Genomic DNA, 13,398 nt, shown 5'->3' with positions numbered 1-13,398 from the left:
TCAGCGCCCTCCCCGGCGTCGCGCGCCGAACCGGTCGATGAGCAGGTTGACGCCCACGGTCAGGGTGCCGATGGCCAGCGCCGGCATCAGCACCGCCGGGGCGCCGTCGGCCAGACCGCCGATGTTTTCCCGCACCAGGGAGCCCAGGTCGGCGTTGGGCGGCTGCACGCCAAGACCAAGAAAGCTCATGCCACTGAGCAGCAACACGATGTAGACGAATCTCAGGCCCAGGTCGGTGAGCAACGGCAGGCGCATGTTGGGCAGCATCTCGCGCAGGGCGATATACAGCCGGCCTTCGCCACGGGTGCGGGCGACCTGGACGTATTCCAGCTCGATGAGATTCATCGCCAGGCTGCGGGCGATCCGATAGCAGCCGGGGGCATAACCCACCACCGCCATGACGATCAGCAAGGGCACCGAGGAGCCAAAAGCCGAGACCATCACCAGCGCCAGCATCTTGCTCGGCAGGGAGATCAGCGCATCGATCAGTCGCGACAGCGGCTCGTCCACCCAGCGCCCGGACAGCGCCGCGAGCAGACCGAGACCGGTGCCGAGCACGCAGGCCAGCACGGCCGCGATCAACGCCAGGCCCACGGTGAAGCGGGCGCCGTCGAGGATGCGGCTGAGCACATCACGGCCCAGGTAATCGGTGCCCAGCGGATGGGCGGCGCTGTAGCCGGCCAGCACCGCGCTGTCGCCCAGGGCGCCTGGGTCATAGGGCGCGAGCCAGGCGCCGAACACGGCGAGGAATAGCCAGAAGGCCACCAGGATGCCGCCGATGATGCCGGTCAGTGACCAGCGACTGCGCCGACGGGTGCGCGGCGGCGACAGCTGGGCATCGAGCGTCTTGCCGTCCACCGGCAGGACGGACGCGGCACATACGGGAGTCACGGGTCGGGTCATAGCGTTCTCAGCCTCGGATTGGACAGGATGGCGCAGAGATCCGCCAGGGTCATGAGCACCAGGTAGGCGCAGCAGAACAGCATGGCGCAGGCCTGGATCAGCGGCAGGTCGCGACTGGCGACGCCGTCCACCATCAGCTGGGCGATGCCCGGGTAGTTGAAGATGGTCTCGACGATCACCACCCCGCCCATCAGGTAGGAAAGACTCAGGGCGATGGAGTTGGCGATGGGCCCCACGGCGTTGGGCAAGGCATGGCGCAGCACGGCGCGCACCGGACCGACGCCCTTGAGCCGGGCCATCTCCACATAGGGACTCTGCAGCTGCTCCACCAGGGCCGCCCGGGTCATGCGCGCCATCTGCGCCACGATCACGCAGCACAGGGTGCCCACCGGCAAGGCATAGGCACGTAGGAAGTCCAGGGGGCCGGCGATGTCGTGGGCGAAGGTCAGCGCCGAGGTCCACTGCAGGTGCACGGCGAAGACCAGCACCGCGAGGGTCGCCACCAGGAATTCCGGTACCGCGACGATGCCCAGGGTGAAGACGTTGAGCGCCCGGTCCAGCCGCCCGCCGGCGTTCATCGCCGAGGCGATGCCCAGGCCGAGCGCCAGGGGCACCGACACCAGGGCGGTGACGCCGGCCAGCATCAGCGAGCCGCCCAGCCGGTCACCGATCATCGTGGCGATGGGCATCTGGCTGGCCAGGGACTGGCCGAGATCGCCGTGCAGCAGGCCGCTCAGCCAGTGGAAGTAGCGCAGCAGCGCGGGTTGGTCGAGGCCCATCTGGGCGCGCAGCGCCGCGACCTGCTCGGGCAGCGCGAACTGGCCCAGGGCCTGCTGCGCGGCATCGCCCGGCAACAGCGCCGAGACGAAGAACACCAGCAACGAGACGATGAGCAGGGTCAGCAACCCGCCCCCGAGGCGTCTGGCGATGAGGGAAAACACGGAAAGATCCAAAGCCACCTCCTGCTTGAGCGTGGAGTGGCGAGTCCTGTCCCTGCGGACCGACTCGCCTTCAGGCACCGGGCGTCAGGCCTCCAGCCAGACGTGTTCGGCGAACATGTAGCCCATGAAGCCCCCGATAGGGATGATTCCGTAGCCGCCGAGCTTGGGCGAATGGGCATCGATGGAACTGGTGAAGATCGGCAAGCCGATGCCGGCGTGCTGGTGGATCAGCAACTGCATGTCGGCGTACATCTGCTTGCGCTTGGCCAGGTCGGTCTCGCCACGGGAAGCCACCAGCAACTGGTCGAATTGCTCGTTCTTCCAGCCCGATTCGTTCCAGGGTGCATCGGACTTGAAGAACTGCGATAGCAGGATGTTGGCGGTGGGTCGGGCGTTGATGTTGCCGAAACCCAGCGGATCCTTCATCCAGTGGTTGTCCCAGTAGCCGTCGGCACTGACCCGGTTGACCATCAGGTTGAGCCCGGCCTGGCGTGCCGATTGCTGCAGCACCAGGGCCATCTCGTTGGCGTTGTCGGCGGCGGTGGAGGTCACCAGCGGCATCCGCGCACCGGCGATCCCGGCTTTCTGGAAGAGGAACTTGGCCTTGTCCGGATCATAGGGCCGTTGCGGCAGGTCCGCGGCGTGATAGGGAGTGCCGGGCATGATCGGCTGGTCGTTGCCGATGGTGCCGTAGCCCAGAAACACCGACTTGAGGATCTGCTCGCGGTCGAACAGCAGCTTCATCCCCTCGACCACATTGGGATCGTTGAACGGCCGATTGGGGATGCGCATGATCAGATCGGTGTAGCCACCCGAGGTGTTGGCCACGATCTTGAGTTTGCCGCTCTGCTTGAGGCGGTCGGCGGAGCGCGGATCCACCGAGACGGTCAGCTGGACGTCACCGGCCAGCAGCGCATTGACCCGCGAGGGTTCGTCGCCGATGCCGATCAGCTCGATCTCGTCCAGATAGGGCTTGCCGGACTTCCAGTAGTTTTCGTTGCGCGTGCCCACGGTGCGCACCCCCGGCTTGAATTCCTTGACCTTGAAGGGGCCGGTGCCGTTGGCGGTGGAGAAGTCCTTGGTGCCATCGGCGATGATCAGGAACGGCGAGATGGCCAGTACCGCGGGCAGCTCGGAATTCGGTGACACCAGGCGGATACGCACCTCGTCGGATGACACCGCGGTGATCTCGGCGAACTGGTCGGCCAGCGCCTTGACCTTGGAGCCCACCGCCGGGTCCTTGTGGCGCAGCAGCGAGTAGACGACGTCGGCGCTGTCGAAGGTCTTGCCGTTATGGAACTGCACACCCTGGCGCAGCTTGATCGTCCAGGTCAGGGCATCCTGGGTGTCGAAGCTGGTGGCCAGGGCCATCTGCGGCTCCAGATGGCTGTCGAACACGGTCAGGCCGTTGTAGAAAAAGTAGTGGCGCGCGTAGTCACCGGAAAAGGCGCCACGGGCCGGGTCGAGGGTATCGGCGGTGGACGAACCCGCCGCCGCGGCGCGCACCCGACCGCCGCGACGCGGGGTGCCGGTGACCGCATCTTCTGCAGCGAAGGCCTGACCATCACGGCCGAGCAGACTGCCCACGCCGGTCGCCAGCAGCCCGGCGGCGCCGAGCAGGCGGAGCGCATCGCGCCGCGAGACACCCCGCTGCAGGGCCTCGAAGGCACGCACGCTTTCAGCAGCACCTATCAGGGGACTTCCAGTCTTTTTCTCGGTCATGTCGGCTCGCTCGTTGGGGGCTCTGTCACCAGCGCCGCGATCCCCTCCCCGGGCCTGCGGCACTGTCCTCGTGGCCGCCGTGTCGCACGGCCTGGTTCATTACAGCACCGGCCCTTCGTCGAATACGGTCGAATTGAGCAGGCGACGAGACAGAAAAGACCGTTTTGGCCAAGCCGCTCAGCATTGTTTGCGGTGTGCGTCGCCACAGCGCAACGGGGCTGCCCATGCCCGGGTTTGGCGCGCTGCCAGCCGTCTCGCTGGCCAGCGGAGCGGCGTTTCCGACCAGGTACAGGATGCGAACGCCGACCCTCGCAGCAGCTTTCACGCCGGCCACCTGCCTGGCACAGGGGAAAATGCCAAACCGCCCGTTGGCCTGCAGAAACGACAAAACCGCCCGCCTTGACGCTGCGGTTGGTTGGCAGGTCCGGGCGCACGGTTCGTTGCTCAGGATCTAGGTTATGTACGAAAAGTCGACGAGCGAAGGTCAGGCGAGGCGAAAAAGGCTGAGGAAGCGGATCGGACTCGCGCTCGAGCTTACGAGCGGTAAATGAGCATTCCGACCGGCTGGCGATCCAGGCCTTTTTCAACGAAGCATCACCGAGCGCAGGCACTTTTCGTACAGAACCTAGTGCAGGCGATCCTGGACCCGGTAATACAACCCCACCAGCGGCAGGAACCAGGGCTTGCCGAAGTGGCCGGGGATGGCCGGCCAGTCCAGCACCCGCCAGGGGTTGGACTGGCTGCGCCCTTCCAGCACCTCGGCCATCACCCGGCCCATGTGCACCGCCATCTGCACGCCGTGGCCGCTGTAGCCCATGGCATAGAACAGGCCGTCCTGCTCGCCGGCGCGGGGCAGGCGGTCGGCGGTCATGTCCACCAGCCCGCCCCAGCAATAGTCGATGGGCGTCTGGGCCAGGCGGGGAAACAGCTGCCCCAGGGCGGCGCGCAACACGGCGCCGCTCTTGGCGTCCTGGCGTGGATCGGACAGCGCGAAGCGCGCCCGACCGCCAAAGATCAACCGGTGGTCCGGGGTGGTGCGGAAATAGTTGCCGATGATGCGGCTGGTCACATAGGTCCGACGATTGGGCAAGAGCTCGTCCAGCTGCGCCCTGGGCAGCGGCGCGGTGGCGATGATGAAGCTGCCCACCGAGGCGATGCGCCGCCGAAACCACTGGAAGGGGCCGACCCGGGCATTGCCCGTCGCCACCAGCACCTGGCGGGCGCGCAGCTCGCCCTTGGCGCTGATCACGCGAAAGCTGCCATCGGGCAGCCGCTGCAGATCGCTGACCGCTGCGCCTTCGTAGACCTGGGCGCCACGCCGGACCGCCGCCTCCGCCAGGCCCACGCCGAACCGCCCCATGTGCATCTGGGCGCCATTGCGCTGTAGCAGACCACCGTGGAAACCATCGGAGGCCACCTCGATCCGCACCTGGGCGGCGTCGAGCAGCTCCACGTCCGGGTCCACCTCCCGGCGGATCAGCTCGCAGGTACGTGCCAGGTTGTCATAGTGCTGCGGCTTGGCCGCCAACTTGAGCTTGCCGGCCTTGTGGAAATCGCAGTCGATACCCTCCTCGGCGATCACCGCCTCCACGCTGGCCACCGCATCGGCATAGGCCTGGTAGAAGGCCCGCGCGCGCTCGGCACCCAGGCTGGCGTGCAGGGCCGCGTAGTCCTGGGCGACCCCGGTGTTGCAGTGCCCGCCGTTGCGTCCGGAGGCTTCGCCGATCACCCGACCGGCCTCCAGCACGGCCACGCTGGCACCGCGCCGGCGCAGGGCCACCGCGGCCGAGAGCCCGGTGAAGCCGCCGCCGATGACGACGACATCCACCTCGCCCGCCACCGGCCCCGGGGTAGCCCCGGTAAAGCCCGGCGCGGTCGCCAGCCAGTAGGAATCGGACGATGCAGGGCCAAGACTCATGGGCAGGCGCTCCGGCGGCTCAGGGTGTTATTCGAGACCGACCACGGCGGCCAGGCCGCCGATGTCCTTGATCTCGGTGTTGCGGTAGAACGGCGTGCTCGGCTCGTGGCCGCGATTCACGAACACCTTGTTCTGGATGTTCATGTAGTCGGCCGGGATGAGGTCGTAGCGGAAGCTCGACGACACATGCAGCACGTCTTCCGGACCGCAGCCGAGGTTGTCCAGCATGTATTCGAAGGCCTGCAGGCGCGGCTTGTAGGCCTGGCCCTGCTCGGCGGTGAAGACGCGGTGGAAGGGCACGCCCAGCTTGTCGACGTTGGACATGATCTGCTCGTCGGCGGCGTTGGAATAGATCACCAGCGGGATCTTGTCGGCGATCTTGGCCAGGCCCGCGGTCACGTCGGGATGCGGGCCCCAGCTCGGCACCGCCTCATAGTAGGCATTGGCCTCGGCGTCGGTGAAGGAGATGCCCCAGCGCTTGCAGGTGCGCTCCACTGCCGCGTACAGCACCTCCGAATATGGCTTCCAGGCGCCAAGCACCTCGTCGAAGCGATAGCCGTTGAAATCCTTACAGAACTGGTCCATCGCCTCAGCTGGAATGCGGTCGGCGAACATCTCGCGGGCCATGTCGGACATGCGGAAACGGGTCAGGGTACCGTAGCAGTCGAAGGTGATGTACTTGGGCCGAAAGGCGGTCATGGCAAGGGTCCTTTGACGAGGGTCGGGAGTGAAGGCCGGGACATTGTTGGCGTCCCTGGCACGCATTACAGCATCGGTGGGCCTGACAGTTGTCCGCTTTCAGGCGACGTGGGAGATAGAAAAAACCGTTTTACCGGTAGGAGCCAGCATTGTTTGCGGCCTTCTCAGGAATGCTCCAGATCGATCAGCACACTCTTGCTACGCAAGGTCGCCTCATAGGCGGCGCGACCCAGGTCCTTGCCGATGCCGGAACGCTTGTAGCCACCGGTGGGGATGATCCAGTCGTGGCTGCGGCCATAGCGATTGACCCAGACGGTGCCGGCTTCCAGGGCGCGGGTCAGGCGCAGCGCTCGGCCGAGGTCGGCAGTGTGCACCCCGGCGGCCAGGCCATAGGTGGGGTGATCGGCCAGGGCCAGGGCCTCGGCTTCGTCGTCGAACACCTGCACGGTCAGCACCGGACCGAAGATCTCTTCGCCCACGGCGGGATTGTCCGCGCCGACCCCGGTGATCAACGTCGGCTGATAGTAGGCGCCGCCCAGCCCCTCCTCCAAGGCGCCGCCAACCAGGATCTCTGCGCCGGCCGCCTGGCTGCGGGTGACGATGTCCTGGATACGTTGGCCCTGGCGCTGGGAAATGATCGGCGACAGCGTCGCTGCTGCCGACCAGGTAGGCCCGGGACGCAAGTCGACGAAGGCCGCGCGGATGCCTTCCAGCATCGGCTCCAGGGCGGCGCGCTGCACCAGCAGCCGCGAACCCGACACGCAGACCTGGCCGGCATTGCCGGTGATGGCCGCTGCCACGCTGCGGGCGGTCCGTGCCAGATCCGGCGCATCAGCGAACACCAGCTGCGGACTCTTGCCGCCCAGCTCCAGGGTCACCGGCTTGGGGCCGCTCTCGGCGCAGGCGGTCATGATGGCGGTGCCGGTACCCGTGGAGCCGGTGAAAGTGACCTTGCCGATGCGCGGATGCCGGCACAGGGCATCGCCGGTCACCCGGCCATCGCCCTGAACCACGCTGAGGATGCCGGCGGGCAGCCCGGCCAGCGTGGCCAGCTCAGCCAGGCGCAGGATGGAAAAGGGCGTCAGCTCCGACGGCTTGATCACCACCGCATTGCCGGCCGCGAGCGCCGGCGCGATCTTCCAGCCGGCCATGCTCAGCGGAAAATTCCACGGGGCGATGGCGCCCACCACGCCATAGGGCTCGGTGATCTGTAGGCCCAGGTGACTGGTGGCGGTGGCCGCCACCTCGCCGCCGTGCTTGTCGGCGAATTCGGCGAAGAAGCGGATGCCCTCGGCCACATAGGGGATGTCCCAGGCCAGCACCTCGCGCAGCGGACGGGTCGAGCCCACGGCTTCCAGCGGACCGAGCACCGCGCCATCGGCCTCCACCAGATCGGCCCAGCGGCGCATCACCCGCGCCCGTTCCCGGGGCGGACGGCTGGCCCAGTCACTGGCCTTCCAGGCGCGCCAGGTGCCTTCCACCACCTCATCTACCAGATCCGCCGAGGCGCACGGCAGCCCGCTCTGGAAGCCGCCATCGGAGGGCCGGAACACCTCCAGCTCGGCACGGGCATCGCGGCTGCGGCCGCCGATGAAATGGGCACAACGAACCGCAACTTCTCTGGGGTCGAACGAGGCCATGGCGCGCTCCGCTAGGGCTGTGGGCTTGGCCCCATGCTAGGCCGGCGGACCGCCATCTTTTGCCGATCTGGCCCGGACCTTCGGCGCCTCACGCCGCTGCACCCGGCCATCGGCAACCGAATCTGCCGTCGCGTCTTGCTAGGCTGACGTCTGCATCAGCCAGACCCGAACCGGAGCCCTGCCGTGTCCCACGCCACCCTGAGACCCCTGCGCGAAACCGACCTCGCTACCGCCTACCGCCTGTCCCAGGCACTGCACTGGCCTCATCGGCCGGAAGACTGGCAATGCCTGTTCCATACCGGCGAAGGCCTGGCGCTGGAGGACGACCAGGGGGTGTTCGGGACCGGCTTCTGCGTCCCCCAGGGCGATTACGCCACCATCGGCCTGGTGATCGTCGCCGACAGTCACCAGGGCCAGGGCCACGGCCGCCGCCTCATGGACGGCCTGATCGGCCTGGCGGGCACCCGCACGCCGTTGCTGGTCGCCACCCTGCGCGGCGCCCCGCTCTATCGCAGCCAGGGCTTCGTCTCCTACGAGCGTATCTATCAGCACCAGATCGCGACGCTGCCGGCCATGGACGACCAGCGCCACCCGCTGGAAAGCCAGGTTCAGGAGCTGACGCTGGCCGCAGCTCCCCAGCTGCAGCGCCTCGCCCAGGCCGCTACCGGCCTGGACCGCACCACCTTGCTTCAGGAACTGCTGCCACAGGCCGAGCGCATTGTCGGCCTGGAACGTGGCGGCCAGCTGCGCGGCTTCGCCTTGTTGCGTCCTTACGGTCGCGGGTTGTCGGTCGGTCCGGTGATCGCCGAATCCGCCGACCAGGCCAGGGCGCTGATCCTCGCCCTGCTGCGCCACGCCGAAGGGCGCTATGTGCGCTTCGACGTGACGGCTCGTAGCGGCCTCAATCCCTGGCTCAGCGAGCTGGGCATCCCCCAGGTCGACGAGGTCGAGCAGATGGCCAGGGGCGAGGCGCCGGTATCTCGCGATGGCCTGGATCAGTTCGCGCTGCTGACCCAGGCGCTGGGTTGATCCGCGCAAATCGAGCCGGGCTCAAGCACGCGCCGACAAGCCACGCCGCCAGCGCAGCAGCCGTGCTTCCAGCAGGGCCAGCACCGCATTGAGCGCCAGGCCCACCACCGCCAGCAGCAGGATGCCGGCGTACATGCTGGGGATCTGGAACACCTCCTGGGAGTTGAGGGTGAGAAAGCCCAGCCCCGAGTGGGCGCCGATCATCTCGGCGGCCACCAGCGCGGTGATGGAATAGGCACCGGCCAGGCGGATGCCGGTGAAGATCGACGGCGCCGCCGCCGGCAGCACTACCTTGAGAAAGAGGAAGCGCCGGTTGGCCCCCATGGACAGCGCCGAATTCACCAGCAGCGCATCCACCTGCTTCACGCCGCTGATGGTGCTCAGCAGGATCGGCCAAAAGGACGCCCAGAAGATGATGGCGATCTTCGAGGCCTCGCCGATGCCCAGGAACAGGATGAACACCGGGAACAGCGCCAGGGCGCTGGTCTGGCGGAACAGTTGCAGCAGTGGATCGAGCAGCCGTTCAAGGCGGATGAACCAGCCCATCAGCAGGCCCAGGAGCACCCCTGCGCCTATGGCCAGCAGCAGGCCGGCCAGCGAGCGTAGCAGGCTGGCGCCGAGGTGCCGCGTCAGGCTGCCATCGCGCGCCAGGTCGAGGATGCTCTGCAGCACCACCGAGGGCGGACTCAGGTAGCCGGGGTTGACCAGGCCCAGCCGCGGCAAGGCCTCCCAGAGCGACAGGAACAGTAGGATGCCGAGGCTGCCGTCGAGCAGCCGACGGGAATGGCGTATCAGCTTCATGCGCCTACCTCCTGGCGTCGCGGTGCCGCTGACGGCACGGGTGCAGGCGCCCCGCGCAGGGCTTCCCAGGCCTGTTGGCGCAAGGCCGCGAAGGCCGGGGTGTTGCGCACCTCGGCCGCCCGCGGACGCGGCAGGTCGATGTCGAGCAAGCGGTGGACCCGCCCCGGGCGGGGCGTCATCACCGCGACCCGGTCGGCGAGGAAGATCGCCTCGTCGAGACTGTGGGTGATGAAGACGATGGTCTTGCGTTGCCCGTCCCAGATGCGCAGCAACTCGTCCTGCAGATGCTCGCGGGTCTGGGCGTCCAGCGCGGCGAAGGGCTCGTCCATCAACAGCACGTCCGGCGCATAGGCCAGGGCGCGGGCGATGGCCACCCGCTGGCGCATGCCGCCGGAGAGTTCGTGGGGATAGCGAGCGCCCTGCCCCTCCAGCCCTACCAGCGCCAGATACTCCCGCGCCGTCGCGAGCCGCTCGCGACGCCCCACCCCGCGAATCTCCAGACCGATGGCGATGTTGTCCAGCACCGAGCGCCACGGCAGCAGCGCATAGCCCTGGAATACCACGCCCTGATGCGGATTGATGCCTTGCAACGGTCGGCCGTCGATGGTCAGCTCACCCGCGCTCTTCTGCGCCAGACCGGCGAGAATGTTGAGGAAGGTGGACTTGCCGCAGCCGGAAGGCCCCAGCACCGCCAGGAATTCGCCCTGGCGCACCTCCAGGTCGAAGTCCTGCAACACCGGTACCCGCTCCTGGGCGCCGCTTTCGCTAAGGCCGTCATAGGCCAGCGCCAGGCCCCGGGCGACGATCTTGGCGCTCATCAGACGGTACCCCGGACAAAGGGATTGAAGGCATTGGTGTAGACGTCCTTGACCTGCACCGCGCCGGGCTTGAGCTTGCCTTCGTGTTCGAGGATGTCGATGTAGTACTGGATCGGCGGCTCGGTGATAACCAGATCGTCGACGTAGGCGAAGCGCTCGACCAGTTCCAGCTTCATGCCCAGGCGCTCGGCGGTGATCTTGCGGGCGTCGTCGGGATGCCCGTTGACCCAGTTGGCCGCCTTGGCCAGCGCCTGGACCACGTCCCGCGCAGCCTCGGGATGGTCGCGCAGAAAGCGGCCATGGGCGCTGTAGGGCGCCATGCCGCCCAATCCCTCGTCCAGGTCGAAATCGCTCCACAGCTTGCGCAAGGCGGGATTGTGCTCGGCGCTGCCGGAGGTGGGCGGATGGATGATCGCCAGATCGATGTTGCCGGTGGCGAGCGTCTGTTCGGCCTGGACGTCCGGGACCACCACCCATTTGATGCGATCGACGTCCACGCCCTGCTGGCGCAGGTATTTCTTGGTGACGAACTCGGCGCAGGCGCCGAAGCTGTTGAAGCCCACCGTCTTGCCCTCGAGGTCCTTGGGCGTGCGAATACCCGAGTCGTCACGCACGAAGTACTTCATGTGCGGCGCTTCCTGCAACGTCTTGCCCCCGGCGGCCACCACCTTGAGGTCGAGGCCGCTGGCGATGGCGGAGATCACCAGCGGCACCATGCGCGTGCCCAGGTCCAGCTCGCCGGTGCCGACCAGCGGGATGATCTGCGGCGCGGCGACCTTGCCGACGTATTGGGGACGCGCCCGGGTACCCTCGAAGTAGCCCAGGGAGTCGGCGACGTAGACCAGATCGAAGGTGGGGTTGTCGGGGTAGCGGAACGGGACCACCTGATCCGAGCGCTGGCTGATCACTGCCGGTGCGCCGGCCTGGGTACCGGGTTTGTCGTCGCAGCCGAATAGGCTGGTACCCAGGGCACCCAAGGCGGTTACGGTGGTTAGCTGTCGAATGAAGCGGCGTCGGCTGAGTGGCTCGAGGTCCATTGGGGCTCCTGTCCTGGTTGGCAGCTTGTACGAACGGCTAGGCATGCTGCCCCAGGGTGGCGGACGACTCCAAAGACCCAGATTCTTTATGAATAGATCGAATGGTTAGGCGCCATAATCTTTCACTCTAACCATATTCTTTCCGCTATCGCCCGGGTAGGAAGCGTTGGTGCAGCTGCCGCGCCAGCACGTTCAGGCAGGCCGATCAGCAGCACCAGGGCCATCAGCTCGCCATAGGACGGGCGCCCCTCAAGCGCAGCCCTCCTGCTAACGCCACTCGCACCCTGCCACGCGATTGCAGCTGGTGCGGGCGCGGTCGCCCTGGGAGGTGGAGAAGCGGCTGATGACGTTCCAGCCCAGCTGGCGGGTACGACCCAGCCAGAGGTTGCCGTCGCTGGTCAGACCGCTGAAGAACTGCAGCCGCCCCAGTCGGGTGCTGGTCTGGGACCAGGAGAGGCCCGAGACCGGATCGTAGCCGCGCATCAGGGTATCGTTGCCCTGCACCGCCACCCCGTACCAGCCGCCCTGCCCGTCCTGGCAGCGCAGCACGAAGGCGCTACGCACGCAGGTGTTGGCGGGCTTGAGACTGGGAATGGCCGCTTGGGCGGAAGACAACGGTAGCAATAGCGCCAGAGACAGCAGGCCGGTACGCAGGATCGCAGTCGGGGTCATCGCGGCAGTCGGTCGAGAGCGGGACGCCCAGCATGAGGCAAATCCCGCCGCCCTGCCAGCCATGAACGAAGGCTCTGGCTTCAGCCTTTCGCCGTCCGCCAGAGCCGGCCAATGTCGCGCGCGGTGCGTTCCAGCAGCACCTCGGCCTGGGCCAGGGCTTCTTCCAGGCTGAGCGGTCCCGGCACCAGGCTGAAGGCGGCGGCGAGGCCCTGTTCATAGAGGGCGTCGTACCCTTCGCCCAGGGAGCCGGCCACCGCCACCACCGGCACGCCGTGACGCCTGGCCAGGCGCAGCACGCCCGCTGGGGTCTTGCCTCTCAAGGTCTGGCCGTCCAGCCGCCCTTCCCCGGTCAGCGCCAGGTCGGCACCCATCAGCGCGTGCTCCAGACCCACCAATTCCGCCGCCACCTCGATGCCGGGGCGGAAGGTCGCCCGGAGAAAGGCCAGCGCCGCGAAACCCACCCCTCCGGCAGCGCCGGCACCGGGCTGCTCGCGGACATCGCGGCCCAGGGTCGCGGCGGTGACCGTGGCGAAATGCGCCAGTGCGCCATCGAGCTGCAGCACCTGATCGGGCGAGGCGCCCTTTTGCGGTCCGAAGATGTGGCTGGCGCCCTGGGGACCGCAGAGGGGATTGTCGACGTCGGCGGCGATGACCACCTCCACCTCGGCCAGACGTGGATGCAGCTGGCTCACGTCGAGGCGAGCCAGGTTGGCCAAGGCCGCACCGCCCGGCGCCAGCGCCTGGCCCTGTTGATCCAGCAGCCGGACCCCCAGGGCCTGGAGCAGGCCTGCCCCGCCGTCGTTGGTCGCGCTGCCGCCGATGGCCAGCACCAGGCGCTCGGCGCCGGCGTCCAGTGCGGCGTGCAGGAGCTCGCCGGCCCCCCGCGAGGTGGCCACCCGCACATCGCGACGCGCCTTGGGCACCAGCTCCAGACCGCTGGCGCTGGCCATCTCGACGAAAGCGGTGCGCTGCCCGGCCAGCCAACCCCAGCGGGCGGTCACGGGTTCGCCCAGGGGACCGGTCACCCGCGCCTCGCGCACCTCACCGCCGGTCGCGGCGAGTACGGCATCCAGGGTGCCTTCGCCGCCGTCGCCCAGGGGGCATTCGCGGATTTCCGCCGCGGGCAGGGCCTGGCGCAGGCCACGGGCCAGGGCGCTGGCGACACCGGCGGCGGACAGGCCTTCCTTGAAGGAATCGGGAGCGATGACGATTTTCATG

The 13,398-nt window shown here is 67.8% G+C and carries 12 protein-coding genes; 1 reads left to right on the top strand and 11 read right to left on the bottom strand.

The features are described 5' to 3' along the window. The 6 genes from V6W80_RS10555 to V6W80_RS10530 all read right to left on the bottom strand — a co-directional run bounded on the left by V6W80_RS10555 (position 1) and on the right by V6W80_RS10530 (position 7,823). Positions 1-903 (bottom strand): ABC transporter permease, encoded by a 903-nt coding sequence (locus V6W80_RS10555; RefSeq protein WP_338546987.1) that lies wholly within the window; start codon positions 901-903, stop codon positions 1-3. After that, positions 900-1,856: an ABC transporter permease gene (locus V6W80_RS10550; protein ID WP_160922378.1), complete on the bottom strand. Its 957-nt coding sequence runs from the start codon at positions 1,854-1,856 to the stop codon at positions 900-902. The genes V6W80_RS10555 and V6W80_RS10550 overlap by 4 nt, the downstream gene beginning before the upstream one ends. A gap of 72 nt (positions 1,857-1,928) precedes the next feature. Beyond that, a complete protein-coding gene (locus V6W80_RS10545) occupies positions 1,929-3,566 on the bottom strand; it encodes an ABC transporter substrate-binding protein (RefSeq protein WP_093255822.1) in 1,638 nt (545 codons plus the stop codon). Between the two features lie 625 nt (positions 3,567-4,191). After that, on the bottom strand, positions 4,192-5,484 hold the full coding sequence (locus V6W80_RS10540) for an NAD(P)/FAD-dependent oxidoreductase (RefSeq protein WP_338546984.1): 1,293 nt from the start codon (positions 5,482-5,484) through the stop codon (positions 4,192-4,194). A 27-nt stretch (positions 5,485-5,511) separates the two neighbouring features. Continuing rightward, on the bottom strand, positions 5,512-6,183 hold the full coding sequence (locus V6W80_RS10535) for a haloacid dehalogenase type II (protein ID WP_064308769.1): 672 nt from the start codon (positions 6,181-6,183) through the stop codon (positions 5,512-5,514). Positions 6,184-6,347: 164 nt separating this feature from the next. Further along, complete coding sequence (locus V6W80_RS10530) at positions 6,348-7,823, bottom strand: aldehyde dehydrogenase family protein (protein WP_068384084.1); 1,476 nt, start codon at positions 7,821-7,823, stop codon at positions 6,348-6,350. Positions 7,824-8,006: 183 nt separating this feature from the next. Between V6W80_RS10530 and V6W80_RS10525 the strand changes: the two genes are divergently transcribed. After that, on the top strand, positions 8,007-8,852 hold the full coding sequence (locus V6W80_RS10525) for a GNAT family N-acetyltransferase (protein ID WP_068384082.1): 846 nt from the start codon (positions 8,007-8,009) through the stop codon (positions 8,850-8,852). A gap of 21 nt (positions 8,853-8,873) precedes the next feature. Here the strand turns inward: V6W80_RS10525 and V6W80_RS10520 are convergent, their stop codons facing one another. The 5 genes from V6W80_RS10520 to V6W80_RS10500 all read right to left on the bottom strand — a co-directional run bounded on the left by V6W80_RS10520 (position 8,874) and on the right by V6W80_RS10500 (position 13,397). Then, complete coding sequence (locus tag V6W80_RS10520; protein ID WP_338546980.1) at positions 8,874-9,653, bottom strand: ABC transporter permease; 780 nt, start codon at positions 9,651-9,653, stop codon at positions 8,874-8,876. Next, on the bottom strand, positions 9,650-10,471 hold the full coding sequence (locus V6W80_RS10515) for an ABC transporter ATP-binding protein (RefSeq protein ID WP_017639912.1): 822 nt from the start codon (positions 10,469-10,471) through the stop codon (positions 9,650-9,652). The genes V6W80_RS10520 and V6W80_RS10515 overlap by 4 nt, the downstream gene beginning before the upstream one ends. Further along, a complete protein-coding gene (locus tag V6W80_RS10510) occupies positions 10,471-11,508 on the bottom strand; it encodes an ABC transporter substrate-binding protein (RefSeq protein ID WP_184288433.1) in 1,038 nt (345 codons plus the stop codon). The genes V6W80_RS10515 and V6W80_RS10510 overlap by 1 nt, the downstream gene beginning before the upstream one ends. A 267-nt stretch (positions 11,509-11,775) precedes the next feature. Continuing rightward, a complete protein-coding gene (locus V6W80_RS10505) occupies positions 11,776-12,180 on the bottom strand; it encodes a hypothetical protein (RefSeq protein WP_064308772.1) in 405 nt (134 codons plus the stop codon). A gap of 80 nt (positions 12,181-12,260) precedes the next feature. After that, complete coding sequence (locus V6W80_RS10500; protein WP_338546976.1) at positions 12,261-13,397, bottom strand: glycerate kinase; 1,137 nt, start codon at positions 13,395-13,397, stop codon at positions 12,261-12,263. Position 13,398 lies beyond the last annotated feature (1 nt).

It is taken from the genome of Pseudomonas benzopyrenica, assembly GCF_036884265.1.
In the GTDB taxonomy this organism is placed as follows: Bacteria; Pseudomonadota; Gammaproteobacteria; order Pseudomonadales; family Pseudomonadaceae; genus Chryseomonas; species Chryseomonas benzopyrenica.
The sequence above is the reverse complement of the archived record's forward strand: the minus strand, read 5'-3'. Positions and strand labels throughout refer to the sequence as shown.

Coding starts and splice junctions, on each gene's coding strand:
- V6W80_RS10555 (WP_338546987.1), bottom strand. CDS start 903: ATGACCCGACCCGTGACTCCCGTATGTGCCGCGTCCGTCCTGCCGGTG.
- V6W80_RS10545 (WP_093255822.1), bottom strand. CDS start 3,566: ATGACCGAGAAAAAGACTGGAAGTCCCCTGATAGGTGCTGCTGAAAGC.
- V6W80_RS10540 (WP_338546984.1), bottom strand. CDS start 5,484: ATGAGTCTTGGCCCTGCATCGTCCGATTCCTACTGGCTGGCGACCGCG.
- V6W80_RS10535 (WP_064308769.1), bottom strand. CDS start 6,183: ATGACCGCCTTTCGGCCCAAGTACATCACCTTCGACTGCTACGGTACC.
- V6W80_RS10530 (WP_068384084.1), bottom strand. CDS start 7,823: ATGGCCTCGTTCGACCCCAGAGAAGTTGCGGTTCGTTGTGCCCATTTC.
- V6W80_RS10520 (WP_338546980.1), bottom strand. CDS start 9,653: ATGAAGCTGATACGCCATTCCCGTCGGCTGCTCGACGGCAGCCTCGGC.
- V6W80_RS10515 (WP_017639912.1), bottom strand. CDS start 10,471: ATGAGCGCCAAGATCGTCGCCCGGGGCCTGGCGCTGGCCTATGACGGC.
- V6W80_RS10510 (WP_184288433.1), bottom strand. CDS start 11,508: ATGGACCTCGAGCCACTCAGCCGACGCCGCTTCATTCGACAGCTAACC.
- V6W80_RS10505 (WP_064308772.1), bottom strand. CDS start 12,180: ATGACCCCGACTGCGATCCTGCGTACCGGCCTGCTGTCTCTGGCGCTA.
- V6W80_RS10500 (WP_338546976.1), bottom strand. CDS start 13,397: ATGAAAATCGTCATCGCTCCCGATTCCTTCAAGGAAGGCCTGTCCGCC.